Below are 25,419 nucleotides of genomic sequence, written 5' to 3' on the forward strand. Positions count from 1 at the left end.
GAAGACATCAGCTGCGAATGCTTCCAACTCGCCACGGATGGCTGCGATTTCTTCCGGCGTCACACACCTTCAACGCATGCAGCGGCCGAAGGACACGCACCGCCAAGATCAACATGACCAAGCCCTACTAGGACCTCGGTCCGGAGCCGAAGCGGACCGGCAGGTGGTGCGGGCCGCGGATCAGCATGCCCTCGCGCCAGGTGAGGGCGGCGGGGCCGGCGTCCAGCGCGAGGTCGGGGCAGCGCTCCAGCAGCGTACGGATGGCGATCCGGGCCTCAAGGCGCGCCAGCGGCGCGCCCAGGCAGAAGTGGATGCCATGCCCGAAGGCCACATGGCCGCCGGTCGGACGGCGGATATCGAAGCGGTTGGGCTCGGGGAAGCGGTCCGGGTCGCGGTCCGCGTCGGCGAGTGCCACCAGGACCAGCTCGCCGCCGCCGGGGATCACGGTCCCGCCCACCTCGTACGGCTCGGTGGTGAACCGGTACGTCGGCGTCTCCACCGGGCCGTCCCAGCGCAGCATCTCCTCGACGGCGTTGCCGATCAGTGTGAAGTCGGCGCGCAGCGCGGCCAGTTGCTCCGGGTGGGTCAGCAGCGCCAGTACGCCGTTGGAGATGAGATTGACCGTGGTCTCGTGTCCGGCGACCAGCAACAGCCAGGCGGTACCGCGCAGTTCCTCGGCGGAGAGCCGGTCGCCGTCCTCGTCGGTGGTGCGGATCAGCGCGCTCATCAGATCGTCGCCGGGCGCGCGCCGCTTGTCGTCCAGCAGCCGGTCGAGATAGGCGGTCACCTCCTGGACGGCCGCGTACCGTACGGCGGGATCGATGGCCGACAGCGCGTTGTTGGACCAGTTGCGGAACGCCTCCCGGTCGAGTGTCGGCACGCCGATCAGTTCGCAGATCACCGCGATCGGCAGCGGGAACGACAGCGCCTCCACCAGATCGGCCCGGCCGTCCGGCTCCGCGAGCATCGCGTCCAGCAGCCGGTCGGTGATCTCCTGGATGCGCGGCGCGAGACCCTGGACCCTGCGCGGGGTGAACTCCTTGACTACCAGCTTGCGCAGCCGTGCGTGATCCGGCGGATCCGAGTTGAGCATATGGGTTCCGGCGGCCGGGCTGCTCAGCGGGAAGGTTTCGGCGGCCTTCTCCCACCGCTTCGACAACCGCGGGTCGGCCAGCGCGGCACGCCCCGCCTCATACCCGACGACCAACCACGCGTCGGCGCCCTCGGGTATTCGCACCCGGTGCACGGGTCCGCGCTCACGCAGTGCCGCGTACACCGGATAGGGGTCGCGGACGAAGTCCTCACCCATTGCCGCCAGATCGATCACTTCGTCCGCCCTCACCGCGCGCCCTCTCATCCAGAACTTCCGTCACGCTAGTCAGCGGTCCGGCCTCGTTGAACAGCAGATCCGGCCGAATCCGGTGCACGGCAGCCGCCCCGCACACCGCCCCCGGCCGGTCAGCCCTGCGGCGTCCAGCGGACCGCCAGCCGTCGCACCCCGCGGATCAGTAGCCCGGGACGCCAGTCGGGGGTGCTCGGGGCGGTGTCCAGAGCGAGGTCGGGGAAACGATTCAGCAGGGAGCGGATGGCGATCTGGCCCTCCATCCTGGCCAGCGGGGCGCCCAGGCAGAAGTGGATGCCATGACCGAAAGCCACATGACCGCCAGCCTGGCGGCGGATGTCGAAGCGGTTCGGGTCCGGGTAGCGATTCGGGTCGCGGTCCGCGGCAGCGAGGCTGAGGATCACCAACTCGCCGCCCCCGGGTATCTCCGTGCCGCCGACCTCGTAGGGCTGGGTGGTGAAACGGGCGGTCGCGCCCTCCACCGGGCCGTCCCAGCGGAGCATCTCCTCGACGGCGTTGTCGACAAGGGTCACGTCGGCGCGCAGGGCGGCCAGTTGCTCGGGATGGGTCAGCAGCCCGAGAACGCCGTTGGTGATCAGGTTGACGGTGGTCTCATGGCCCGCGACAAGGAGCAGGAAGGCCATCGAGGTCAGCTCCTGCGGCGAGAGCCGGTCGCCGTCCTCGTCGGTGGTGCGGATCAGCGCGCTCATCAGATCGTCGCCGGGCGCACGGCGCTTGTGCTCCACCATCTGCGACAGGTAGCCGGCCATCGCGGTGACGGCCGCCTGTTCCCGCTCGGCGTCACCATGCGGTGTGATCAGCGTGTTCGACCACTCACGGAACGGTTCACGGTCCATGAACGGCACCCCGAGCAGCTCGCAGATCACCGCGATCGGCAGCGGAAACGCCAGCGCCTCCACCAGATCCGCGTGGCCACCGGAAGGTGACGCGGCCATCGCGTCCAGGAGTTCATCGGTGAGCTGCTGTACACGCGGCCGCAGTGCCTCGATGCGGCGCGGGGTGAACTCCTTGGCGACCAGCCTGCGCAGCCGGGTGTGCCGTGGTGCGTCGGAGTTGAGCATATGGCGGACGAGTTCGCCCTGCTCATCGTCCGGTACCCAGTCGTCGGCGGACTTCGTCCAGTCCTTGGAGAGTGTCGGGGCGGCCAGCGCGGCACGCACCTCGTCATGGCCGACGACGAGCCAGCCCGTGTCGCCCTCAGGTGTGATCACCCGGTGGACCGGGCCGCGCTCGCGCAGTTCCGCGTAGACAGGGTACGGATCGGCGTGAAACGCCGATCCGTACGCCCTCAGGTCGACTGCCGGTTGCTCGGTGGCCTGTTCTGTCATCGGGCCGTACCCCCCGTGGTCTGCCGTGTGGGCCTGGAGATCAACTAGCCATCACGATAAGCCGAGTTGGGTGGCACGGCGTCAGCCGCAGGGAGGAGAGGCCACTACTCCGCGAGGTCGGCGATGCGTCCGAGGAGGTCGGCGACGCGCTTCGCGACGGTTTCCCGGTCGCCTTCCACCAGCGCGGTGCCCATGCCGCAGGCGACCGCTCCGGCGGCCAGCCACTGCGGGGCGGTGTCCGGGGTGATGCCTCCGGCGGGGAGCAGGGGTGCCTGGGGCAGCGCGGCACGAACGTCTTCCAGCCAGCGAGGGGTGACGGCGGACGCGGGGAACAACTTGACCGCGTCCGCCCCGAGTTCCAGCGCGCGCACGATCTCGTTCACGGTCGCGGCACCGGGGAAGACGGGGATGCCGTAGCGGTGGGCGGTGGAAATCACCTCGGTGTCGAGGTTGGGCGCGACCAGGAACCGGGCTCCGGCGTCGACGGCCATCCGGGCGGAGGCGCCGTCCAGCACCGTGCCCGCGCCGATGATCGCGTCGTCGCCGACCTCGCGCACCAGCGTGGTGACCGCTTCCAGCGCGAAGGGTGTGGTCAGCGAGATCTCCAGGGTGGTGAGCCCCGCGGACAGCAGGGTGTCGGCCAACCCGGCGGCCTGGTCGTAGCTGTCGGTGCGGATGGTGGCGAAGACCCGCTGGGCCAGTGCGGCCCGAGTGATCTCCCAGCGGTACACGGCGGCTCGCCGTCCTTTCCTGTTCGGCCTGGGCCCGTCTCGTCCGAGGGGCCGGTGGTCGGCGAAGGACTGTCAGTCGTGAAGGGCTGTCTCCTGCGGAAGGCTATCGGTCGCCACCGACAGTTCCCCGCGCGGGAAGGCCGCCGACCCGCACGGGCTGCAGCGTGCGGGTGGTACGGGTGGGGGCGTGCGCTCCCCCCCGTCATGCCCAACGGACTGTGCGGGCCGCCGAGTTCCCGGCGGCGGAGGGCGCCCGCCCTCCGCTGTCCAGGAAGTGGGCCAACGGCAGCGTCGCCGCTCCCACGGTGACCGCGTCGGTGCCGAGTTGGCCGAGTTCGATCGAGGCATGGCGACCGGGTTGCCGCAGCGCGTACTCGGCGGCGGCGGTACGGACGGCGGGCAGCAGCCGCGGTCCGAGCAGCAGCCCTGCCCAGCCGCCGAGGACGATGCGTTCGGGGTTGAAGAGGTTGACCAGGTCGGCGATGCCCGCACCGAGGTACTCGGCCGTCTCGTCCAACAGCGCCGCCGCCTCCTGGTCGTGCCCGGCGCGCTCCGACAAGGCGGCCAGCGCGGCCTCTTCACCCATCCCGGCCGGTGCGCCGCGCCACCGCTGAAGCAGCGACGCGGCGCCCACGTACGCCTCCAGGCAGCCGCGGGCTCCGCACCGGCAGCGGCGGCCGCCCACCCGCATCGTGGTGTGCCCCCACTCGCCCGCACTGGAGGTGGCCCCTCGGTACGGCTTGCCGTCGGCGACCACACACGCGCCGACGCCGGAGCCGATGAGCGCGATCACGGCGTCGCGCGCGCCGCGGCCCGCGCCGAACCACATCTCGGCCTGGCCGAGGGTCTTGGCGCCGTTCTCGATGTAGAGCGGCAGTCGCGTTCCGGCACGCAGCAGCCGACCGAGTGGGACGGCGTCCCAGCCGATGGTCTGAGCGTGCACGACGGCGCTGTCCCAGCCCTGTTCGACGATCCCGGGCACCCCCACCCCGACGCCCAGCACGGTGGCCGGCTCGATGCCCGCGTCGGCCGTGACGGACCGCAGCCCGTCGGCGACCAGTCGGACGACGTGGTCCACGTCCCGCCCGCCGTCGGACAACAGGTGTTCGGTGACGGCCAGCTCGGTCAGGTCGAGGTCGAACAGACCCACCCTGACCCGGGTTTCGCCGACGTCCACGCCGACCAGGTGGCCGTAGCCGGCGGCCACCTTGAGCAGGATGCGGGGGCGGCCGCCGTCGGAGTCGGCCACTCCGGCGCGTTCCACGAGGCCGTCGGCGATGAGCTCGCCCACCACGTTGCTGACCGATCCGGCGCTCAGACCGGTGTCCCGTCCCAACTCCAGGCGGCTGAGCGGTCCTTCGAAGTACAGATGCCGCAGCAGCGCGGAGCGGTTGCCCCGGCGCAGGTCACGTACAGTTCGCTGGGTCCTGTCCGGCATGCCCTCTGACTCCCCTCCCCCGACACGCCGAACCTATCGCTGCCAGTTGCCTTGACGCCGGGTTTTCACACAGTTTAAATCACGGCTTGAATTAAGGCGTGAAGGTGTTCACTTCCCGAACAAGGGGCCTCACCGTGCCGAATCCCAAGGCCCGGGCACTCGCGGTTGTCGCCGCCGCCCTCGCCCTCACCGCCACCGCCTGCGGCGGCGGTACCACGATCTCCGGCAGCGGCGGCAACGCGCACCCCAGGACCCTCACCTACTGGGCCAGCAACCAGGGCGCGAGCCTGGCGGACGACAAACGGGTGCTCGCCCCCGAGTTGGCGAAGTTCCAGCGGCAGACCGGGATCAAGGTCAAGCTCGAAGTCATCGGCTGGCCCGATCTGTTGAACCGGGTCCTCGCCGCCACCATCTCCGGTCAGGGCCCGGACGTGCTGAACATCGGCAACACCTGGTCCGCCTCGCTGCAGGCGACCGGCGCGCTGATGCCGTTCGACGCCGGCACCCTGGCGGCCATCGGCGGCCGGGACCGCTTCGCACCCGCCGCGCTCGCGGCCACCGGCGCGGCCGGCAGGGACCCGGCCGCCGTACCGCTGTACTCCCTGTCGTACGGCCTGTACTGGAACCGCAAGCTGTTCCGCCAAGCGGGCATTGCCCGACCACCCGCCACCTGGGACGAGTTGACCGCCGACGGCCGCAAGCTCACCGGCGCGGGCCACTGGGGCCTGGCCGTCGAGGGCGCCAGCTTCGCGGAGAACGCGCACCACGCCTTCATCCTCGGCCAGCAGCACTCGGCCGACTTCTTCACCGCCGACGGCAGGCCCCGCTTCAACTCACCGCGGGCCGTCGCCGCCGTCAAGCAGTTCGTCGACTTCATGGCGAAGGACAAGATCACCGCTCCAGGCGACGCCGAGTACGCCGCCCAGCAGTCCGTACAGGACTTCGCCAGCGGCAAGGCCGCGATGCTGATGTGGCAGTCGGCCGCATCGTCCCTCAAGGCGCATGGGATGCGGCCGGACGACTACGGTGTGGCCCCGGTGCCGTTCCAGACCGCCGACGCCTCGGGCCGGACCCGGGTCGACTCCATGGTCGCGGGGATCAATCTCGCGGTCTTCAGGAACAGCCAGAACCACGACGGCGCGGTGAAGTTCGTGAAGTTCATGACCAGCACCACGGAGCAGAAGACGCTCAACGCCGCCTACGGCTCCATCCCGCCGGTCACTCAGGCCCAAGGCGATCCCGCCTTCGCCAGCGCGGACCTGACCACCTTGCGCGAGGTGCTGGCCCGCACCGCCACGCCGCTCCCCCAGGTCCCCGACGAGAGCCAGTTCGAGACGCTGGTCGGCACCGCCGTCAAGGACCTGTTCGCCGACGCGGCGGCGGGCCGCCCGGTCACCGAGGCGAGCGTGCGCGCCGCCCTCACCAAGGCCCAGCAGCAACTGCCGACGAGTTGAGGTGACGTCAGATGACGGTCACGACCGCCGCCCCGCCCTCCCCTGCCGCCGAGGCGCCCGCTCGCGGACCCCGGCGCGCGGTGCGACTGCGCCGTGCCGCGCTGCCGTACGTGCTGCTGCTGCCCGCGCTCGTCCTGGAACTGCTGGTCCATCTGGTCCCGATGACCGTCGGCGCCGTGATGAGCTTCAAGGAGCTCACCCAGTTCTTCGTCCGCGACTGGGGCTCGGCGCCCTGGACCGGGCTCGGCAACTACCGGGTCGCGGTGCGGTTCGACGCCCCCGTCGGCCAGGCGCTGCTCCACTCCTTCCTCATCACCTGCGGCTTCACGGTCCTGTCCGTCGGGCTGTCCTGGCTGCTGGGCACGGCGGCGGCGATCCTGACGCAGGAGCGCTTCCGCGGCCGGGCGCTGCTGCGCGGGGTCTTCCTCATCCCGTACGCGTTGCCGGTATACGCGGCCGTCATCACCTGGTCGTTCATGTTCCAGCGGGACAACGGCCTGGTGAACCACCTCTTCCACGACCAGTTGCACCTCGCCTCCGGCCACCCGTTCTGGCTGATCGGCGGCAACAGCTTCGCGGCGCTGGTGACGGTCTCGGTCTGGCGCTCCTGGCCGTTCGCCTTCCTGTGCCTGACCGCCGGACTGCAGAACATCCCGCGCGAGCTGTACGAGGCCGCGGCGATGGACGGCGCGGGGATCTGGCAGCAGATCCGGCGGATCACCATGCCGTCGCTGCGGCCGGTCAACCAGGTGCTGGTCCTGGTGCTGTTCCTGTGGACGTTCAACGACTTCAACACGCCGTACGTGCTGTTCGGCAAGTCCGCGCCGGACGCCGCCGACGTGATCTCGATCCACATCTACCAGTCGTCGTTCATCACCTGGAACTTCGGCTCCGGGGCGGCGATGTCCGTGCTCCTGCTGCTGTTCCTGCTGCTGGTGACGGCCGGATACCTGATCGCCACCACCCGCGGGAGGGACGCCGATGCGTGAGACCAGAGCCTTCGTGTGGACCCGGCGGATCGTGCTCACCCTGCTCGCCGCCTTCGCCCTCACCCCGGTCTACGTGATGCTGAGCGCCTCGCTCAAACCGCTGGCCGAGGTGCAGGGCGCCTTCCGCTGGCTGCCCGGCAGGCTGACGCTGCGGCCGTACCTCGACATCTGGCACACCGTTCCGCTCGCCCACTACTTCGTCAACTCGCTCATCGTCGCGACGGGTTCGACGCTGGCCTCCGTAGTGGTCGCGGTCTTCGCCGCCTACGGGGTGAGCCGGCACCGCTTCCGGGGTCGGCGGCTGTTCACGGTGACGGTGCTGTCCACGCAGATGTTCCCGGGGATCCTCTTCCTGCTGCCGATGTTCCTGCTCTTCGTCAACATCGGGAACGCCACTGGCATCGCCCTCTACGGCAGCCGTGGCGGGCTGATCCTCACCTATCTCACGTTCTCACTGCCCTTCTCGATCTGGATGCTGGTCGGCTACCTGGACTCCATTCCGCGCGATCTCGACGAGGCCGCGCTCACCGACGGCTGCGGGCCGCTGGGGGCGCTGCTGCGGGTGGTGGTCCCGGCGGCCGTCCCGGGCATCGTCGCGGTCGCCGTCTACGCCTTCATGACCGCGTGGGGCGAGGTGCTGTTCGCCTCCGTGATGACCAACGACACCACCCGCACGCTCGCCGTCGGACTTCAGGGCTACGCCACCGAGACCGATGTCTACTGGAACCAGGTCATGGCGGCCTCACTGGTGGTGAGCGTCCCCGTTGTCGCGGGGTTCCTGCTGCTGCAGCGCTATCTGGTCGCCGGTCTCACCGCCGGTGCCGTCAAGTGAACTCTTCGGAAGGGCTGTTGTGACCGAGCACAGTGTGGACGACCTCGCTGCCTTCCCCGCCGGTTTCGTCTGGGGCGCCGCCACATCCGCGTACCAGATCGAGGGCGGCGCGCGGGACGGCGGCCGTCAGCCGTCGATCTGGGACACCTTCTGCCATACCCCCGGCAAGGTCGCGAACGGCGACACCGGGGACGTCGCCTGCGACCACTACCACCGCTGGCGCGAGGACGTCGCGCTGATGCGGGAGTTTGGCATCACCGCGTACCGCTTCTCCATCGCCTGGCCGCGGGTGGTGCCGCGGGGTGACGGCGAGGTCAACCGTCCGGGGCTGGACTTCTACGACCGGCTGGTGGACGCGCTGCTGGAGGCGGACATCACCCCGTATCCGACGCTCTACCACTGGGACCTGCCGCAGGCGCTGCAGGATCTGGGCGGCTGGCCGAGCCGGGACACCGCCGAGCGGTTCGGGGAGTACGCGGCCGTGGTGGCGGGGGCGCTCGGTGACCGGGTGCGTGACTGGGCGACGCTCAACGAGCCGCTGTGCTCCGCGTGGATCGGCCATCTGGAAGGGCGGATGGCACCGGGCCTGACGGATATGACGGCGGCGGTGCACGCCTCGTACCACCTCCACCTCGGGCACGGCCGGGCCGTCGCGGCGATCCGGGCGGCGGTGCCGGACGCCCGGGTCGGCATCGTCAACAACCTCAGCCCCTGCGAGCCCGCCACCGACCGTGAGGCGGACCGCGCGGCCGCGGTGCGCGCCGACGGCCACGGCAACCGCTGGTGGCTGGACCCGCTGCACGGCCGCGGCTACCCGCAGGACATGATCGAGCTCTACGGGGCCGAACCTCCGGTCGGACCAGGGGACTTGGCGGCGATCGCGGCGCCCCTGGACTGGCTCGGCCTCAACTACTACTTCCGCAGTGTGGTCGCCGACGATCCGACCGGGCCGCCGCCGCACGCGCGCCAGGTCTACCTGCCCGGCGTACCGCGCACCGCCATGGACTGGGAGGTCAGCCCGGGCGGTCTGGAGACGTTGCTGATGCGGCTGACGGAGGAGTACGGCGCCCGCCGCATCCTGGTGACCGAGAACGGGGCCGCGTACCCGGACACCGTCGATCCGGACGGACAGGTCGACGATCCCGAGCGAGCCGCCTACCTGGCGGCCCATCTGGCGGCCTGTGCCCGCGCGGTGCGGCGTGGCGCGCCGCTGGGCGGGTACTTCGCGTGGTCCTTGCTGGACAACTTCGAGTGGGCGTACGGCTATGAGAAGCGCTTCGGACTGGTACATGTGGACTACGCCACGCAGAAGCGCACCATCAAGGCCAGCGGCCGCCACTATGCCGAGCTGATCTCCGCACATCATCGGCGCGCCCAACGGGTCTTGCGCTGAGTTGGGCACCGCCGGGGAGCATGGGCCTTGCCCGCGACTTCCCGGGGGCTCGCCCCACATCATCCGCCGAGATGGCCGGTAACCCCGCGGCGTGGACCTGCGGTCCCGCCCCGGCCGCACCCCGCGATGAGCGGGGTGGCCGGGGGACAACTCACCCCGGCCACCCCATGGTTGGCGCCGTCACAGTCGGGCGGTGCGCCCGCCCAGCCGTTCGGCGCCGGTCTCGGTGAGCGACCCGTGCAGCCGCAGACGGGCGATGCCGCCGTCCGGGAAGATGTCCAGCCGGACATGGGTGGCGGCCGGGGCTTCCACCACGAAGCGGTGGACGGTGTCGGGCTGGAGCCGGGTACGCGGCAGGATCTCGAACCACTCGTCGGAGCCGGAGGTCTGGTCCTGCCCGTAGAGCGCGGCCCAACCCGCCGAGTTGCCCTTGTAGTAGCCGGTGTCGATCTCCACGGCCCGGATCTCGGCGTGCTCGGTGAGGCGGTAGCGGACCCAGTCGCTGCCCTTGTCACGGCGGCGCCGGGTCTCCCATCCGTCGTCCATCTTGCGGGAGCGGCCCGGCAGGATGGTGTTGGCGGGCGGCGAGTAGAAGCGGTCGGAGGCGTCCTCGGCCGCGCCGCCGTTCTCCAGCGCCACCACGTCGAAGGTGCCGAGCGCGGCGAGCCACTTGGGGTCGGCGACGACCTCGCCGTACACCCGCAGCCGGGCGATGCCGCCGTCCGGGTGCTGGTTCAACCGCAGGTGGGTGAAGCGGCGTTCGAGGTCCACCTCGAAGGCGTTGGCGGCGTGGCCGCCGACGGGGGTGCGCGGGACGATCTCGGTCCACTGGGTGGACGGCGCGAGCAGTTCTTCCGGAGCGGCGGACAGCGGCGCGGTGGTGGCCTCGATGCTGATCTGCTGCGGGTAGTTGCCGCGGAAGTGCGCGGTGTCCACGATGATGCCGCGGATGACACCGGGAGCGCCGAGCCGGATCAGCGCCCAGTCATGGTCGTCGTCGGCCGGATGCGGGGTGTCGGGACCGGTGCCCCGGCGGCGCCGGGTCTCCCAGCCGTCCATGATCTTGCCCTTGTGCCCGAAGTGCTCGGGGTCGAACACGGCGGGCTCGGGGATTAGCAGGTTCTCCCGCTCGGCGAAGAACTCGTCGTTGGCGGCGATGACTCCGGCGCCGAGACGGCGGTCCGCGAGGTCGACGAGGTGGTCGAACGGGACCTCCGCGCTGCGGTAGTCGGCATACGGTTCGCCGCCTCCGTACGGCTTGGCGTCGCCGGTGAAGCGAGTGACCTGCGTCATGCATGCTCCTCTTCTCGTTCGCGTTCGATGAGCCGGCCGCGGGGACGGGTGGTCGTCCCGTGGTCGGCGATGAGCTGTCCGCGCAGCCAGGTGGCGCGTACCACGCCGTGCAGGGTGCGGCCGGCGTAGGCGGTGACCTGGTTGCGGTGGTGCAGGGCGGCCGGGTCGACGGTGAAGGTCTCCTCCGGGGCGAGCACCACGAAGTCGGCGTCGCGGCCGGGGGCGATGGCCCCCTTACGGCTGAGGCCGACGAGTTCCGCGGGCCCGCTCGACATCCAGCGCACCACATCGCTGAGGGTGTGGCCGCGCCGCCTGGCCTCGGTCCAGATGGCGGGCAGTCCGAGCTGGAGCGAGGAGATCCCGCCCCAGGCCTGGCCGAAGTCGCCGGTGTCCAGGCGCTTGAGGTCGATGGTGGACGGCGAGTGGTCGGAGACGACGCAGTCGATCGTCCCGTCCGCCAGCCCCTGCCAGAGCGCGTCCTGGTTGCCCGCCTCGCGGATCGGCGGACAGCACTTGAACTCCGTCGCGCCGTCCGGGACTTCCTCGGCCCTCAGCGTCAGGTAGTGCGGACACGACTCGACGGTCAGCGGCACCCCCTCGCGCTTGGCGGCGGCGATCAGCGGCAGTGCCTCGCTGGACGACAGATGCAGGATGTGCACCCGGGCGCCGAGCCGCCCGGCGACCGCGATGAGCCCCTTGATGGCGGTGTTCTCGGCGGCGCGCGGCCGGGAGGCCAGGAAGTCCGCGTACTTCGGTCCCCGCGGCTGCGGGGCCGAGTCGATCAGACGGGGGTCCTCGGCATGCACGATCAGCAGTCCGCCGAACGAGGCGATCTCCCCCATCGCCTCTTCGAGCCCGGCCGGTGACAGCTGCGGGAACTCGTCCACGCCCGAGTGCAGCAGGAAGCACTTGAACCCGAAGACACCCGCTTCGTACAGGGGTTGCAGGTCCTTGACGTTGCCGGGTACCGCACCGCCCCAGAAGCCGACGTCGACATGCGCCTTGTCCCGGGCGGTGTCCCGCTTGGTCCGCAGCGCCGCCACCGTGGTGGTCGGCGGGATGCTGTTGAGCGGCATGTCGATCAGGGTGGTGACGCCACCGGCCGCGGCGGCGCGGGTGGCCGAGTCGAAGCCCTCCCACTCGGTGCGACCGGGATCGTTGACATGGACGTGGGTGTCGACGAGCCCCGGTAGCAGGGCGTCCGCGCCGACGTCCACGACCCGTGCCCCCGCGGGCACTTCCGCGTGGTGCGGCAGGACCTCGGTGATCCGTCCGGCGCTGACCGCGACGGCGGCCGGGCGCTCCCCTTCGGGCGTGATGACCCGCGTCGAACGCAGTACGAGCTCTACGTCGGACACGCGCTCCCCTCCTCTTCCACCCGACGGACTTCAACGTTCTGTTGAACGCACTGTTGAACGAATCTTCATCCCGTGGACAGGGGGCGTCAAGAGGCCACCGGAGGGGCGGCCGGGCGCAGCGACACATTCAGGCGATTCCACGAAATGGAATCATGATTCCGTAGAGTAGAATGTAGCAACAACCAGTTGCGGTCTCGACGCGGGGACGGCGGCCCCCTCGATCCTGCCGACGAACCCGCCCTGGACCATGGATACGCGAGTCCACCGGCGGCGATCGGGCCAGCGGCGCCCGGTAGGCTGCGGTACTGCCGACGGGCTGCTACCCGGCGGCCCAGCGGCTTCGAGAGGACCGGACGTGCCGTCGATCAGCTCCAGCAGCTCCGCCAACACCTCGAGCGCGGCCAAGCCGCCCAACGGAGGCGCCGGGGGCGTGCAGTCACTGGAGCGCGCCTTCGACCTGCTGGAGCGGATGGCCGACGCCGGTGGCGAGGTGGGGCTCAGCGAGCTGTCCGCCAGCAGCGGGCTGCCGCTGCCGACCATTCACCGGCTGATGCGCACCCTGGTCTCCTGCGGCTACGTACGCCAGCAGCCCAACCGCCGCTACGCGCTCGGCCCCCGGCTGATCCGGCTCGGCGAGAGCGCCTCGCGTCTGCTCGGCACCTGGGCCAGGCCCTATCTGGCGGAGCTGGTCGAGGCCACCGGCGAGACCGCGAACATGGCGCTGCTCGACGGGGACGAGGTCGTCTACGTGGCACAGGTGCCGTCGCGGCACTCGATGCGGATGTTCACCGAGGTCGGGCGGCGAGTGCTGCCGCACTCGACGGGCGTCGGCAAGGCGCTGCTCGCCAACGTGCCGGCGGACGAGGTACGGGCACTGCTGGCCCGCACCGGAATGCCCGCGGCGACCGAGAAGACGATCACCGATCCGGATGCCTTCATCGCGGAACTCGAGCGGATCAGGGCCGCCGGGTACGCGGTCGACGACAACGAGCAGGAGGTCGGCGTGCGGTGCCTGGCGGTGACGGTGCCGGACTCGCCGACGGCGGCCGCCATCTCGATCTCCGGCCCGGCGGGCCGGGTCACCGAGACGGCGCAGGACCGGATCATTCCGGTGCTGCGGGATATCGCTCGGCAGTTGTCGGCCGCCCTGGCCAGCGCGGGGTCCGCCTGACGGCGGAGGTTGGCCGCTCGGGGTGAGCGGGTTGCGCCCCGGTCCCCTTCGAGGCCCCCGAACACCCCTCCGCGGGGGCTGCGCCCCGGACCCCTGGTCGCGTGCCTCGCGGGGACGCGTGTCGCGGCCCGGTCGCCGCGGTCGCGGCGCGGTCTTACGGGGAGACCCGCCACGGCGGGACCGTCGGGTGGGGGGACAGCGGGCCGAAGAGGTCGATCGCGTTGCGGACTTCGCGAAGGGCCGGGGCCAGCGCGCTCACCGAACCGAGGGCGCCGGTGATGAGGAGAAGCGAGTAGCGCAGGCGATCCCCGGCGGGGACGCCGGTGGCCGTCTGGCCGTCGAGTGCCGTCAGCTCTTCCTCGGCGATCTCACGGTCGGGCAAGTGGCCACGGTATCCCGCCAGTTCGCGGCGCAGCCGGGTGACGGCGGTGCGCAGCTCCGCCACCCGTGGGTCCTGCGGGCCCACGCCGGTCGGGTCGTTCGACACTAGGCACTCCCCTTCGAGCGCAGTAGGCCGGACCAGTAAAGGCGACGCTCCGCACACCGCGCCACACAGAGAGCTAAATACGTCCTAAAAACCTTTGCCGGTAGGGTATTTCGCGGCCTTGCGCACCGTGTTTTTCACACACCGTCGCCATATCGGCCCGCCGCGCTCACCCACCGTCACCATCGCGTGATCGTCCATCAAATCCCCGTTCCCCAGCTCGCGCAGACGTCCCCCTTTTCCCCGCGGACCGGAAAGGGGTATGCAGGGGGCATGGTGGAACATAACGGCGCCGAGCCCTCCGTGGCCGGCCTGGTGCTGGCCGCCGGGACCGGCCGCCGACTGGGCGGGCGGCCCAAGGCCCTGCTGGCGTACCGCGGCGGCCTGCTGGTGGAGCATGCGGCGGGTGTCCTGCGGGACGGCGGCTGCCGTCCGGTCCATGTGGTGCTGGGCGCCGCCGCCCCGGAGGTACGGGCCCGGGCCACCGGTCTCGACGAGTGCGTGCTGGTCGACAATCCCGACTGGGCGCAGGGCATGGGCTCCTCGCTGCGCGCCGGGCTGGAGTCGCTGCAGCCGCTGGGCGCACCAGCCGTCCTGGTCTCACTGGTGGACCAGCCGGGCATCGGCTCCGACGCGATCGCCCGCGTCCTCAGGGAAGCCGGTCCGGTGTCACCGGGCACGTTGGCCGCCGCCGCGTACGACGGGCGGCGCGGCCATCCGGCGCTGTTCGGCGCGGACCACTGGCCCGGGATCATCGCCTCCGCGGCTGGCGACCAGGGCGCCAGGGCCTACCTCAAAGCCCACGAGAGCAGCATCACACTCGTCGAATGCGGGGACATCGCCGCGCCCTACGACATCGACACCCCCGCCGACCTGCGGCTCCTTTCCGACGATCTTTCCGGGGATTCGGCGGACCCGACGCCCCCCCCTGCACTCGGTGCCACAGACCGTTGATCTTCCACTATGCAGAAACTATGCTCCACGCAGCAGAAGCCTTCGGCCTGACCGCACACCTGACCGGAGCCCTGCCGCCGTACCCACGATCCACGGCACCCCGTGCCGCCACCGCGCCACCGCCGCACACGGTCCGCGCGTGAAGGAGTGACTGCCATGTCCGCAGCAGCGCCGTCCGAACCGGCCGTTGTCGTCGATGCCGCGCCCGTGCCGCGATCCGAGGAGGTGCTGACCGACGCGGCGCTGGCGTTCGTCGCCGCGTTGCACCGCCGGTTCACGCCGCGCCGCGCCGAGTTGCTCGCGCGCCGCGCCGAGCGGCGCGATCAGATCGCCCGCACCGCAACCCTGGACTTCCTCCCCGAGACGGCGTCGATCCGGGACGGGGACTGGCGGGTCGCCCCCGCGCCCGCCGCGCTGGACGACCGACGGGTGGAGATCACCGGTCCGACCGACCGCAAGATGACGATCAACGCGCTCAACTCCGACGCGAAGGTCTGGCTCGCCGACTTCGAAGACGCCTCCGCCCCCACCTGGGAGAACGTCGTCGTCGGCCAGATCAACCTGATCGACGCCTATGAGCGCCGCATCGACTTCACCACGCCCGAGGGCAAGTCGTACGCGCTGCGCCCCGACGAGGAGTTGGCCACCGTCGTCATGCGCCCGCGCGGCTGGCACCTCGACGAGCGCCATCTGACCGTCGACGGCGAACCGGTCCCCGGCGCGTTCGTCGACTTCGGCCTGTACTTCTTCCACAACGCCCGTCGCCTGCTGGCCAAGGGCAAGGGCCCGTACTTCTACCTGCCGAAGACCGAGTCGCACCTGGAGGCGCGGCTGTGGAACGACATCTTCGTCTTCTCCCAGGACCACCTCGGCATTCCGCAGGGCACCATCCGGGCCACCGTGCTGATCGAAACCATCACCGCCGCGTTCGAGATGGAGGAGATCCTCTATGAACTGCGCGACCACGCGAGCGGGTTGAACGCGGGCCGCTGGGACTACCTGTTCTCGATCGTGAAGAACTTCCGCGACGGCGGCGAGAAGTTCGTCCTCCCGGACCGCAACGCGGTGGCCATGACCGCACCCTTCATGCGCGCGTACACCGAACTGCTGGTCCGCACCTGCCACAAGCGCGGCGCGCACGCCATCGGCGGCATGGCCGCGTTCATCCCCTCGCGCCGTGACCCGGAGGTCAACGCCAAGGCGCTGGAGAAGGTCAAGGCCGACAAGGACCGCGAGGCGTCCGACGGTTTCGACGGTTCCTGGGTCGCCCACCCCGACCTGGTGCCGGTGGCCCGCGCCTGCTTCGACGCGGTGCTCGGCGACCGGCCGAACCAGAAGGACCGGCTGCGCGAGGACGTGCACGTCACCGGCGACCAACTGCTCGCCATCGACTCGCTGGAGGCCAAGCCGACGTACGAGGGCCTGCGCAACGCGGTCCAGGTCGGCATCCGCTACATCGAGGCCTGGCTGCGCGGGCTCGGCGCCGTCGGCATCTTCAACCTGATGGAGGACGCGGCGACCGCGGAGATCTCCCGCTCCCAGATCTGGCAGTGGATCAACGCGGGGGTGGTCTTCGAGAACGGCGAGAAGGCCACCGCCGATCTGGCCCGCCGGGTGGCGGCCGAGGAACTGGCCGCGATCCGCACGGAGATCGGCGCCGAGGCGTTCGCGTCGGGCAAGTGGCAGCAGGCCCATGACCTTCTGCTGCAGGTGTCGTTGGACGAGGTGTACGTGGACTTCCTGACACTGCCCGCGTACGAGTTGCTGGGCTGATCCGCGCCCGGCGGCGGACCCGGTCCCCCAGGGGCCGGGTTCGTCGTTCACGGCGTCTCATCCGTGCAGTCGCACGATCTGGTGCATACCGAGGAAGGTGTGGGGTGCACCGGTGCCCTCGTCGGGGACGAAGCAGAGCAGCGCGTAGGTGCCGCGCCGTAGGTGATGGGGATGCACCATCACGGTGCGGCCGGGCGAGATGGCGCCGAGTCCGGTGGGCTCGCCGGTGAAGGGTGACCGCTCGGCCGGCCGGCCGTGCGCCAGCGCGTCGAAGTACCGGGTCAGATCGGCATCGGTGGTGCCGCTCCTGACGGGCTGGATCCGCATCTCGTGGATCTCGGTCGAGATGTCGTGCACCAGCAGGGTGCCGTGGGCGTAGTCCACATCCTGCGGACGGAAGCGGGGACCGGTCTGGGTGTCGACGGTGAGTACGCGCCCGGTCGGTGGGCGCCTGATCGGTTCGTAGCGGCAGGGGCCGTGCAGGTGGAGCGTCTCCACCTCGGCGTCGGCGCTGGGGTGTTGCCGGAAGTCCGTGAAGTCCAGCAGGTAGACCCAGCCCGCGGTGATCGCCTCGGTGAACTCCGTCGGGACCCGGGAGGTGACGAAGGCGCCGCCCAGCGCCTCGGCGTCGGCCCGCACCGCGTGGATGCCGGTGGCGGCGGTGCGCGGGTCGCGGCTGACCGCGTTGACCAGGTCCTCCAGCACCCGTCGCCACCGGACCCCGCGCTTGGGGCGGAAGAGCTGCAGCTGACGCCCGCGCCGGTCGCTGGTGTGGACCTGGAACGTGGTGTTTCCGCACGGGCGGTTTCGGGGGGCCCGGATACCCGAAGGATCGATCCGCACATCGATGCGCGGGTGTCCGGTTCCCGGCCGGGCGCACACCGGACCGGCTCCGGCGACGGTGGCGGCGAACGCCAGAGCGGCGACGGCGGCCGCCCTGGCGCCGCGCCGCGACGATGCGATGCGCATGAAGATCCCTTCCGCTGTGACCCACGCCACAGCAGAACACCGAGCGCGGCCGTTGCCAAGCGACCATGCGGGTGAGCCTCACTCGCTGTTGCCGAATGCCGCTGCCCGCCCTCGCGATCAGGGCGGGCGGCGGCACCGACTGCCGTCAGCGCGAAGCGGATGGCACCGGTTCGCCGACCGCCTCCACGGGCTCGGCGGGTCCCGGCCCGGGCTTGCGGCCGAGGTGGTGGAAGACCAGGTTGAGGACGACGGCGACCAGACAGCCGGTGCTGATGCCGGACTTGAGCACGATCTGCAGATGCTGGTCCACACCGTCGTAGAAGTCGGGAGCGACGATCGGAACGATGCCGATGCCGAGGGCGACGGCCATGATCAGCAGGTTGTTGCCGTCGTTGAGGTCCGCTTCGGCAAGCGTCCTGACGCCACTGGCGGCGACCGTGCCGAACAGGACGATGCCCGCGCCGCCCAGCACCGGACCGGGAACCAGTGCGATCAGCGACGCCAGGACCGGAGACAGGCCCATCAGGATCAGGATGACGCCACCGGCCGCGACCACGAACCGGCTGCGCACCCTGGTGATCGCCACCAGTCCGATGTTCTGCGCGAAGGCGCTGTTGGCGAAGCCGTTGAAGAACGGGCTGATGGCGCTGCCCAGTGTGTCGGCACGCAGGCCCGCGGCCAACACGGCCTCGTCGGCCGGCTTTTCGACCACCTTGCCCAGCGCCAGGATGTCGGCCGTCGACTCGGTCAGACACACCAGCATCACGATGCACATCGAGACGACGGCCGGAACCTGGAACTGCGGCGCACCGAAGTGGAACGGGGTGGGGAAGCCGATGACGCTCGCCTTGCCCAACGGGCTGAAGTCGGTCCGGCCGAACGGGATCGCGATCAGCGTTCCGGCGACCAGGCCGATGAGTACCGCGATCTGCTGCAGGAATCCGGCCAGCAGCCGCCGCAGTACGAGCACGATGACGAGTGTGATGACGGCGAGCGCGATGTCGGAGAGCCCGGCCGCGGGGTGCGCCGGATTGTTTCCGGCGACCCATCCGACGGCGACCGGCAGCAGCGAAACCCCTATCAGGGTGATGACGGAGCCGGTGACGACGGGCGGGAAGAACCGGACGAGTCTGCTGAAGTACGGGGCGACGAGGAAGCCGAGGACTCCGGCGACCATCACCGCGCCGAACATGATGGGCAGGCTGTCGCGGTGCGGGGTGGTGTCGGCGATCGCGACCAGCGGTGCGACACCGGCGAACGAGACTCCGTTGACGAAGGGCAGCTTGGCCCCGACCTTCCAGAAGCCGAGGGTCTGCAGCAGCGTCGCGAGGCCCGCCGTGAACAGGCTGGCGCCGACCAGGAAGGTCATTTCGGTGCCGGACAGCCCGCAGGCCTTGCCCACCACCAGCGGCGGCGCGACCACACCGGCGTACATGGCGGCCACATGCTGCAGACCGCTGGTGATGAGCTTGAGTGGGGGGAGGGTCTGATCGACCGGATGCTTGCGCTCTGCGATTGCTGGAGCCGGGGTGGCGACCACGGTGCTCCTCCTGTCGGTTACGCGCTCTTGCGCGGGTTTCAGGGAGGTGGTGCGGGTCGAGGGGTTGCGGATGGTGCGTCAGGGGCGGGATCTCCTGGGGGCTGCTTCACGAGATCCCATCGGAAGAAATGCGCCGCCCCCTGCCGTGACCATCCGGCACGGGGGCGGCGCGGCCGGCCGGGGACCGTCCTCCTCGGCCGGTGCCGTGGTGGCGCGAACTCAGCTGGTGAGACCGGCGATCTCGGCCAGTCGTCGGGCCTCGGCGCGCGTGGAGCGGGCGATGGCGTCCTCGTCGACATTGACGAGATGGCCGTGCTCCACAACGGGCTTGCCGTTGGTGAGCAGCAGGGTCAGCGGTGCGGCGGCGCCGAAGACCAGCGCGGCGACCGGGTCGGCGATGGACGCGTGGAGCACACCGTCGAGCTTCCACAGCGCCAGGTCGGCCAGCTTGCCGGGTTCGATGGAGCCGATCTCCTGGTCACGGCCGAGCACCCGGGCGCCGCCCATCGTGCCGAGCCGCAGCGCCTGGCGGGCGTTCAGCGCCTTCTCGCGGTGGCCGCCGAGCCGGTTGATCAGCAGGGCGTTGCGTAGTTCGGTGCCCAGCTCGCCGGACTCGTTGGAGGCGGTGCCGTCCACCCCCAGGCCGACCGGCACACCGGCGGCCAGCATGTCGGGCACCCGGGCGATACCTGCCCCCAGTCGTGCGTTGGAGGAGGGGCAGTGGGCGACACCGGTACCGGTCTCGGCGAACTTGGCGATGTCGGAGTCGTTCATGTGGACGCAGTGCGCCATCCACACGTCCTCACCCAGCCACCCGGTGGACTCCAGGTAGTCGGTGGGACCCATGCCGAACAGCTCGTGGCAGAACTTCTCCTCCTCCACCGTCTCACTGCCGTGGGTGTGCAGCCGGACGCCTCTGCGGCGGGCCAACACGGCGGCCTCACGCAGCAGTTCGGTGGAGACCGAGAACGGCGAGCAGGGTGCGACGCCGATCCGCAGCATCGAGTCGAAGGACGGGTCGTGCCAGCGGTCGATCGCCTCCTCGGTCGCGGCGAGCGCGGCCTCGGTGGTCTCGACGGCGAAGTCCGGCGGCAGGCCGCCGTCCGACTGGCCGCGGTCCATCGAGCCCCTGGTCGGCGAGAACCGCACCCCCATCTCGGCGGCGGCGCGGATCTCGGCGCCGAGCAGATCACCGGCGCCCCGGGGGAAGACGTAGTGGTGGTCCATCGCGGTCGTCACACCGGACAGCGCCAGCGCGGCCAGTGAGCCCTGGGCCGCCGCGTACACCATCTGTTCGTCGATCCGCGCCCAGGTCGGGTAGAGGGTGACCAGCCAGTCGAAGAGGTTGCAGTCCTGGGCCAGGCCGCGGGTGATCCACTGGTAGAAGTGGTGATGGGTGTTGACCAGGCCCGGGGTGAGCAGATGGCCGTCGGCGTCGACGCGCCGTACGACGTTGTCCACACCCGCGGGTGCGGGCCCGGCTCCGACCGACTCGATGCGGTTCCCCGCGATGACCACGTGTCCGCAGGCGTACTCGGAGTCGTCCGGGTCGACGGTGGCGATGGAACAGTTCTCGATGACGATGCGCGCCGTCGCGCCGCCGGAGGCTGCCGATGCTGCCATGGTGCTTCCTCGTTCTGTGTGTTGGCGGTCGGGCACGGCATGGCCCAGGGGATTTGAGTGCCGGAGCCGGGCGGGGCGGTCGAGGACGCCGCCCCACCCGTCGAGCGCTCCGGGTGCCGAGTGAGCGATGGGTCTGTCAGAGGTTGGTCATGTCGACCGGTATGCGGGCCTCGGCACCGTCCCGCAGCACGGTCGCCTCGATGAGGCCGTACGGGCGGTCGGCGGCGTAGTACACCTCGTTGTCGTTCTTCAGGCCGAACGGCTCCAGGTCCACCAGGAAGTGGTGGTTGTTGGGCAGCGAGAAGCGGATCTCGTCGATCTCGGAACGGCTGTTGATGACGCGCGAACCCATCTGGTACAGCGTCTGCTGCAGCGAGAGGCTGTAGGTCTCGGCGAAGGCCTGCAGGATGTGCTGGCGGGCCTGCGCGTAGGACTTGTTCCAGTTGGGCATCCGCTCCTCGTCGCTGGTCCAGTTGTAGCGCCAGACGGTGGCGACATCGGTGGCCAGGATGCGGTCGTACGCTTCCTTGAGGGTCGTGTACTTGTCCTTGACGTAGCCCCAGAACTCCGAGTGGGTGGAGTTCAGCACCGTCAGGTTCTTCAGTCCGGACAGCACCTCCCAGCGCTCACCGTCGAAGGTGATCTGGGCGGTGCGTATCTCCTGGTTGTTGCGCACGAACGAGTGCTTGACCTCGTCCGATCCGATGAACCGGGAGTTGGCGTCGGCGCTTTGGATTCGGTCCCAGGAGTACTCCTCGATCCGGATCCGCGCCCGCTCGATCGGCTCCTGGCTGGTGACGAAGTGCCGGGCGAGGTGGATGCCGAACTGCTCGGCCGAGTCGATCCCGTACTCCTTCGCGAAGGCGAAGACGGTGTTCTTGGTGGTGTCGGTCGGCAGCACGTTGGCGTTGCTGCCGGAGTAGTGGACGTCGTCCATGTCGCCGGAGAGGGCGACCGAGACGTTGAGGTCCTTGATGTGGTGGGTGTCGCCGTCCCTCGTGATCCTTACGACGCGGTTCTCCGCTTTGCCGTACTGGTTCTGGCCGAGAACTACCGGGCGGGCCGGGTGGGAATAGGCAGACATGTCGGTGCTAGCTCCCTCGGTATACGGAGTAGCCGAACGGGTTGAGCAGCAGCGGCACGTGGTAGTGCTCACCCGGCTTGACGGCGAACGTGATCGCCACCTCCGGGAAGAAGGCGTCGCTGTCCCTTTCGCGGGGGGCGTCCTGCTGTTCCTCGGCTTGCTTTCTCGATAGGAAGTACGGCTCGGTCTCGAAGTGCAGCCGTACGTGGGTGGTGCCCTCGGGAAGGGCGGGCAGATCCTTGCAGCGCCCGTCGGCATCGGTCTTGGACGCGCCGTGCACCGTCCAGGCGGTGTCGCCGCCGCGCACGGACAGTTGCACGGGTACGCCCTCGGCGGGGCAGCCGATGCTCGTGTCCAGGATGTGCGTGGACACGGAGGTCTCCGTCATGACGGGTCTCCTTCCGCGACCGCCACGAGGCGGGTCAGCCGGATGCGGTTGATCTTCCCCAGCTCACCGCGGACGATCTCGCGCTCCTGTTCCAGTGTGTTGCCGATCCGGGCCCTGGCCGCGTCCCGCATCTGCTCACCGGTGAGTCCGGTGGCGCAGATCAGGAAGACATGCCCGAACCGGTCCTGATAGGCGAGGTTGAGTTCGAGCAGCTCGGCCTTGAGCTGTTCCGATGCTCCGGCCATGCCGCTCTGCTCGCGCGCCGAGGCCGGGTCACCGGGCTTGGGACGGCCGATCGGCGGGTGGCCCGCCATCGCCTGGCCGAGATCCTCGGCGGCCAGCTCACGCATCGCGGCGTCGCTCGCCTTGAGGAGCGCCTCCGTGTCGGCGTACGGGCGCTTGGCGAGCACCGCGTTGACCCAGACGGTGGACGTGCACACCTCGTGCAGCAGGTGAGCGGCGGTGTCACCGTCAGCGGAGTTGAAGCGGGCGAGGCCCGCCGTGGTGCGAGAAGTCATCTGCGGCCTCCGGGGCCTGCTGGACCGGGCTTGCCGGAAAGCTAGATGCCTGCGCCACATGCCGTCAACACTTTGTTGAACTTTCCGCAACAGAAAAGGCCGCCCCCCGGGACAAAACCGGGCGGCGGCTCCAAAAACGCTGGTCACGCCATGCTCTCGGGCGATTACTCACTGCCCTTCGCGGCGTTCTCGCGGTTGAGGTAGTTGTAGACGGTGAAGCGGCTGACACCGAGCGCCGAGGCGACCGTCTCGACCCCGTGCCGCACCGAGAAGGCGCCGCGCTCCTCCAGGATCCGCACCACCGTCTGCTTCTCCTTGCGGTCCAGCTCGGCGAGCGGACGCCCCTGACGGCGCTCCAGGTCGGCCAGGATGTGATCGAGCGAGTCGGCTATGTGCGGCAACCGCACCGCGACCACCTGCTCACCCTCCCAGCTGAGCACCACGTCGTCCCCGCGCGCCGCGTCCGGCGGGACCATCTCCCCGCCCATGGCGTCGACCAGCGGCTTGACCGCGTCGACGAGCGGGTGGCCATCGGGTCCGGTCACGATCACCCCTCCCCCTCATCCACCACGTTGAGCTGCAGGGAGACCCGTGTCGCACCCGCGTCCAGGGTGCGCTTCAGCAGATCGCCGACCGCGGCGAGCACCGCCTCGGCGGAACCCTCCGCGGTGTTGCCGAACGGACCGACGTCCACCCGGTCCAGGTCGGCCGCCTGCACCACCTCGCGTGCCACCACCGCATGCCGCGGGGCCTCGTCGAGATCGAACGGCTCCGTCGTGAACTCAACCCTCAATCGCACGCCCTCAACCTAACCGGTTCCGCACGCGCCTCGACATCGGCACTTGACACTCGCCGCGCCCATCCCCCACTCTTCCAATACGCAGAAACTAACTTCCGCAATACGAAATAGACCACTGCGGAAGACAGCGCGATTTCCGGAAAGGGGCGCATCCCCGTGGGTTTCTCTGACACGCGCTTCGACGTGAACCTGTCGATCCTCTTCACCGAGCTCCCGCTGCTGGAGCGCCCCGCGGCGGCCGCGGCGGCCGGGTTCACCGCGGTGGAACTGTGGTGGCCGTGGGTCGACGCACCCGCCCCCGGCCAGGCCGAACTCGACGCACTGCGGGACGCGTTGCACAGCGCGGGCACCCGGCTGGTGGGGCTGAACTTCTACGCAGGGCAGCTGCCGGGCCCGGACCGCGGCGCGCTGTCGATCCCCGGTGCCGAATCGGACCGCTTCCGCGCCAACATCGACGTGGCCGCCGACTTCGCACAGTCGCTGGGCTGCACGGCGCTCAACGCGCTCTACGGCAACCGGGTGGACGGCGTCGACCCGGCCGAACAGGACGAACTCGCCCTGGAGAACCTGGTGTTGGCGGCGCGCGCCGCACACCGGGTGGGCGCGGTGCTGCTGATCGAGGCGCTCAACGCCCCCGAGTCACCGCGCTGCCCGATCGTCAGCGCACCGAAGGCGATCGAGGTGGTGGACAAGGTCAACGACGCCACGGGCCTGGGCAACGCCAAGTTCCTGATGGACCTGTACCACCTGTCGATGAACGGCGAGGACCTGCACGAGGTCATCGACCGCCACACCGGCAGGACCGGTCACGTACAGATCGCGGACAACCCGGGCCGCGGCTTCCCCGGCAGCGGTGAGCTGGACTTCGCCGACCTGCTCGGCCGCCTGCGGAAGGCCGGTTACGACGGCTGGGTCGGCCTTGAGTACAAGCCGGGCGACGGCCCGAGCTCGGCCGCCTTCGAGTGGCTGCCCGTGGCAGACCGCGCCGCCAAGCACTGATTCTCGATCCGAGAGGCACCCAATGAGCAGCACACTCGCAGACCCCTCCCGCCCGGCGATCGCGTGGATCGGCCTCGGGATCATGGGCTCCCCCATGGCCGAGAACCTCATCAAGGCCGGGTACCCGGTCACCGGCTACACCCTTGAGCAGCCCAAGTTGGACCGCCTCGCGGCGAACGGCGGCACCGCCGCCACCTCGATCGCCGAGGCCGTCCGGGACGCCGACGTCATCATCACCATGGTCCCGGCCTCCCCGCAGGTCGAGGCCGTCGCCTACGGCGAGGACGGCATCCTGGAGCACGCGAGGTCCGGCGCGCTGCTGATCGACATGTCCTCGATCACCCCGCAGACCTCGGTCGACCTGGCCAAGAACGCGGCGGAGAAGGGCATTCGGGTACTGGACGCCCCGGTCTCCGGCGGCGAGGCCGGCGCCGTCGAGGCGGTGCTCTCCATCATGGTCGGCGGTGAGCGAGCCGACTTCGACTACGCCAAGCCCATCTTCGAGGCGCTCGGCAAGACGATCGTGCTGTGCGGTCCGCACGGCTCGGGTCAGACGGTGAAGGCCGCCAACCAGCTCATCGTCGCCGTCAACATCCAGGCGTGCGCCGAGGCCGTGGTCTTCCTGGAGAAGTCCGGGGTGGACCTGGCCGCCGCACTGGACGTGCTGAACGGCGGTCTGGCCGGCTCGACCGTGCTGACCCGCAAGAAGGACAACTTCCTGGGCCGGGACTTCAAGCCGGGCTTCCGGATCGATCTGCACCACAAGGACATGGGCATCGTCACCGACGCCGCCCGCAACGTCGGCGCCGCGCTGCCGGTCGGCGCCGTCGTCGCCCAGCTCGTCGCCTCCCTGCGTGCCCAGGGCGACGGCGGCCTGGACCACTCCGCGCTGCTGCGCGCCGTCGAACGTCTCTCCGGACAGAAGGTCGAGGGCTGAC

24 protein-coding genes are annotated in these 25,419 nt (G+C 70.2%); 9 read left to right on the top strand and 15 right to left on the bottom strand.

The features are described from left to right. Positions 1-127 precede the first annotated feature (127 nt). From P2L57_RS23710 to P2L57_RS23725, 4 genes are all read right to left on the bottom strand, one after another. Entirely contained in the window at positions 128-1,309 is a 1,182-nt protein-coding gene (locus P2L57_RS23710; RefSeq protein WP_303656623.1) for a cytochrome P450 family protein, read from the bottom strand. A gap of 149 nt (positions 1,310-1,458) precedes the next feature. Beyond that, entirely contained in the window at positions 1,459-2,691 is a 1,233-nt protein-coding gene (locus P2L57_RS23715) for a cytochrome P450 family protein (protein ID WP_275817825.1), read from the bottom strand. Positions 2,692-2,795: 104 nt separating this feature from the next. Further along, entirely contained in the window at positions 2,796-3,422 is a 627-nt protein-coding gene (locus P2L57_RS23720) for a bifunctional 4-hydroxy-2-oxoglutarate aldolase/2-dehydro-3-deoxy-phosphogluconate aldolase (RefSeq protein WP_275817827.1), read from the bottom strand. Positions 3,423-3,624: 202 nt separating this feature from the next. Next, positions 3,625-4,860 carry an ROK family transcriptional regulator gene (locus tag P2L57_RS23725; RefSeq protein ID WP_275817829.1) on the bottom strand — a complete coding sequence of 412 codons (1,236 nt, stop codon included), beginning with the start codon at positions 4,858-4,860 and terminating at the stop codon, positions 3,625-3,627. Positions 4,861-4,994: 134 nt separating this feature from the next. Between P2L57_RS23725 and P2L57_RS23730 the strand changes: the two genes are divergently transcribed. From P2L57_RS23730 to P2L57_RS23745, 4 genes are read left to right on the top strand one after another with little or no spacing between them, the layout of a single operon-like run. Further along, positions 4,995-6,314: an ABC transporter substrate-binding protein gene (locus P2L57_RS23730; RefSeq protein ID WP_275817831.1), complete on the top strand. Its 1,320-nt coding sequence runs from the start codon at positions 4,995-4,997 to the stop codon at positions 6,312-6,314. A gap of 11 nt (positions 6,315-6,325) precedes the next feature. Further along, complete coding sequence (locus P2L57_RS23735; protein WP_275817833.1) at positions 6,326-7,303, top strand: carbohydrate ABC transporter permease; 978 nt, start codon at positions 6,326-6,328, stop codon at positions 7,301-7,303. Then, the gene (locus P2L57_RS23740) at positions 7,296-8,135 is read left to right on the top strand and encodes a carbohydrate ABC transporter permease (RefSeq protein WP_275817835.1); all 840 of its coding nucleotides are present in this window, start codon (positions 7,296-7,298) and stop codon (positions 8,133-8,135) included. Before P2L57_RS23735 ends, P2L57_RS23740 begins: the two co-directional genes overlap by 8 nt. 34 nt (positions 8,136-8,169) lie before the next feature. Then, positions 8,170-9,528, top strand: a complete 1,359-nt coding sequence (locus P2L57_RS23745; RefSeq protein ID WP_372515892.1) for a GH1 family beta-glucosidase — start codon at positions 8,170-8,172, stop codon at positions 9,526-9,528. 180 nt (positions 9,529-9,708) lie between these two features. Here the strand turns inward: P2L57_RS23745 and alc are convergent, their stop codons facing one another. Together alc and allB are read right to left on the bottom strand one after the other, a co-directional pair. Next, complete coding sequence (gene alc / locus P2L57_RS23750; protein ID WP_275817839.1) at positions 9,709-10,821, bottom strand: allantoicase; 1,113 nt, start codon at positions 10,819-10,821, stop codon at positions 9,709-9,711. Then, a complete protein-coding gene (gene allB, locus P2L57_RS23755) occupies positions 10,818-12,179 on the bottom strand; it encodes an allantoinase AllB (protein WP_275817841.1) in 1,362 nt (453 codons plus the stop codon). The genes alc and allB overlap by 4 nt, the downstream gene beginning before the upstream one ends. A 355-nt stretch (positions 12,180-12,534) precedes the next feature. On the opposite strand from allB, the gene P2L57_RS23760 reads away from it, so the two are divergent. After that, positions 12,535-13,350, top strand: a complete 816-nt coding sequence (locus tag P2L57_RS23760; protein ID WP_372515883.1) for an IclR family transcriptional regulator — start codon at positions 12,535-12,537, stop codon at positions 13,348-13,350. A 154-nt stretch (positions 13,351-13,504) separates the two neighbouring features. On the opposite strand, the gene P2L57_RS23765 is transcribed toward P2L57_RS23760, so the two are convergent. Further along, a complete protein-coding gene (locus P2L57_RS23765) occupies positions 13,505-13,837 on the bottom strand; it encodes a DUF5955 family protein (RefSeq protein WP_275817843.1) in 333 nt (110 codons plus the stop codon). Between the two features lie 270 nt (positions 13,838-14,107). Between P2L57_RS23765 and P2L57_RS23770 the strand changes: the two genes are divergently transcribed. Both P2L57_RS23770 and aceB read left to right on the top strand, forming a co-directional pair. Then, positions 14,108-14,788: a nucleotidyltransferase family protein gene (locus tag P2L57_RS23770; protein WP_275817845.1), complete on the top strand. Its 681-nt coding sequence runs from the start codon at positions 14,108-14,110 to the stop codon at positions 14,786-14,788. Positions 14,789-14,944: 156 nt separating this feature from the next. Then, the gene (gene aceB / locus P2L57_RS23775; RefSeq protein ID WP_275817847.1) at positions 14,945-16,561 is read left to right on the top strand and encodes a malate synthase A; all 1,617 of its coding nucleotides are present in this window, start codon (positions 14,945-14,947) and stop codon (positions 16,559-16,561) included. Positions 16,562-16,618: 57 nt separating this feature from the next. Here aceB and P2L57_RS23780 read toward each other — a convergent pair whose 3' ends face one another. The 8 genes from P2L57_RS23780 to P2L57_RS23815 all read right to left on the bottom strand — a co-directional run bounded on the left by P2L57_RS23780 (position 16,619) and on the right by P2L57_RS23815 (position 23,482). Continuing rightward, the gene (locus P2L57_RS23780) at positions 16,619-17,530 is read right to left on the bottom strand and encodes a hypothetical protein (protein WP_275817849.1); all 912 of its coding nucleotides are present in this window, start codon (positions 17,528-17,530) and stop codon (positions 16,619-16,621) included. Between the two features lie 145 nt (positions 17,531-17,675). Beyond that, positions 17,676-19,070 (bottom strand): nucleobase:cation symporter-2 family protein, encoded by a 1,395-nt coding sequence (locus P2L57_RS23785; protein WP_275817851.1) that lies wholly within the window; start codon positions 19,068-19,070, stop codon positions 17,676-17,678. Positions 19,071-19,289: 219 nt separating this feature from the next. Continuing rightward, on the bottom strand, positions 19,290-20,693 hold the full coding sequence (locus P2L57_RS23790; RefSeq protein WP_275817853.1) for an 8-oxoguanine deaminase: 1,404 nt from the start codon (positions 20,691-20,693) through the stop codon (positions 19,290-19,292). Between the two features lie 136 nt (positions 20,694-20,829). Next, complete coding sequence (pucL, locus tag P2L57_RS23795; RefSeq protein ID WP_275817855.1) at positions 20,830-21,777, bottom strand: factor-independent urate hydroxylase; 948 nt, start codon at positions 21,775-21,777, stop codon at positions 20,830-20,832. 7 nt (positions 21,778-21,784) lie between these two features. Continuing rightward, complete coding sequence (gene uraH, locus P2L57_RS23800; RefSeq protein WP_275817857.1) at positions 21,785-22,165, bottom strand: hydroxyisourate hydrolase; 381 nt, start codon at positions 22,163-22,165, stop codon at positions 21,785-21,787. After that, positions 22,162-22,683 (bottom strand): 2-oxo-4-hydroxy-4-carboxy-5-ureidoimidazoline decarboxylase, encoded by a 522-nt coding sequence (gene uraD / locus P2L57_RS23805; protein WP_275817859.1) that lies wholly within the window; start codon positions 22,681-22,683, stop codon positions 22,162-22,164. Before uraD ends, uraH begins: the two co-directional genes overlap by 4 nt. 164 nt (positions 22,684-22,847) lie before the next feature. Further along, positions 22,848-23,228 (bottom strand): helix-turn-helix domain-containing protein, encoded by a 381-nt coding sequence (locus tag P2L57_RS23810; protein WP_275817861.1) that lies wholly within the window; start codon positions 23,226-23,228, stop codon positions 22,848-22,850. Between the two features lie 2 nt (positions 23,229-23,230). Next, positions 23,231-23,482 (bottom strand): YkoF family thiamine-binding protein, encoded by a 252-nt coding sequence (locus tag P2L57_RS23815; RefSeq protein WP_275817863.1) that lies wholly within the window; start codon positions 23,480-23,482, stop codon positions 23,231-23,233. Between the two features lie 156 nt (positions 23,483-23,638). Between P2L57_RS23815 and P2L57_RS23820 the strand changes: the two genes are divergently transcribed. Beyond that, the gene (locus P2L57_RS23820) at positions 23,639-24,481 is read left to right on the top strand and encodes a TIM barrel protein (RefSeq protein ID WP_275817865.1); all 843 of its coding nucleotides are present in this window, start codon (positions 23,639-23,641) and stop codon (positions 24,479-24,481) included. A gap of 22 nt (positions 24,482-24,503) precedes the next feature. Next, entirely contained in the window at positions 24,504-25,418 is a 915-nt protein-coding gene (locus tag P2L57_RS23825) for a 2-hydroxy-3-oxopropionate reductase (protein ID WP_275817868.1), read from the top strand. The last annotated feature ends 1 nt before the right edge of the window (position 25,419 follow it).

The organism is Streptantibioticus ferralitis, assembly GCF_029223525.1.
Classification (GTDB): domain Bacteria; phylum Actinomycetota; class Actinomycetes; order Streptomycetales; family Streptomycetaceae; genus Streptantibioticus_A; species Streptantibioticus_A ferralitis.

Coding starts and splice junctions, on each gene's coding strand:
- alc (WP_275817839.1), bottom strand. CDS start 10,821: ATGACGCAGGTCACTCGCTTCACCGGCGACGCCAAGCCGTACGGAGGC.
- P2L57_RS23710 (WP_303656623.1), bottom strand. CDS start 1,309: ATGGGTGAGGACTTCGTCCGCGACCCCTATCCGGTGTACGCGGCACTG.
- P2L57_RS23715 (WP_275817825.1), bottom strand. CDS start 2,691: ATGACAGAACAGGCCACCGAGCAACCGGCAGTCGACCTGAGGGCGTAC.
- P2L57_RS23735 (WP_275817833.1), top strand. CDS start 6,326: ATGACGGTCACGACCGCCGCCCCGCCCTCCCCTGCCGCCGAGGCGCCC.
- P2L57_RS23740 (WP_275817835.1), top strand. CDS start 7,296: ATGCGTGAGACCAGAGCCTTCGTGTGGACCCGGCGGATCGTGCTCACC.
- P2L57_RS23770 (WP_275817845.1), top strand. CDS start 14,108: ATGGTGGAACATAACGGCGCCGAGCCCTCCGTGGCCGGCCTGGTGCTG.
- pucL (WP_275817855.1), bottom strand. CDS start 21,777: ATGTCTGCCTATTCCCACCCGGCCCGCCCGGTAGTTCTCGGCCAGAAC.
- uraD (WP_275817859.1), bottom strand. CDS start 22,683: ATGACTTCTCGCACCACGGCGGGCCTCGCCCGCTTCAACTCCGCTGAC.
- P2L57_RS23725 (WP_275817829.1), bottom strand. CDS start 4,860: ATGCCGGACAGGACCCAGCGAACTGTACGTGACCTGCGCCGGGGCAAC.
- uraH (WP_275817857.1), bottom strand. CDS start 22,165: ATGACGGAGACCTCCGTGTCCACGCACATCCTGGACACGAGCATCGGC.
- P2L57_RS23825 (WP_275817868.1), top strand. CDS start 24,504: ATGAGCAGCACACTCGCAGACCCCTCCCGCCCGGCGATCGCGTGGATC.
- aceB (WP_275817847.1), top strand. CDS start 14,945: ATGTCCGCAGCAGCGCCGTCCGAACCGGCCGTTGTCGTCGATGCCGCG.
- P2L57_RS23790 (WP_275817853.1), bottom strand. CDS start 20,693: ATGGCAGCATCGGCAGCCTCCGGCGGCGCGACGGCGCGCATCGTCATC.
- P2L57_RS23780 (WP_275817849.1), bottom strand. CDS start 17,530: ATGCGCATCGCATCGTCGCGGCGCGGCGCCAGGGCGGCCGCCGTCGCC.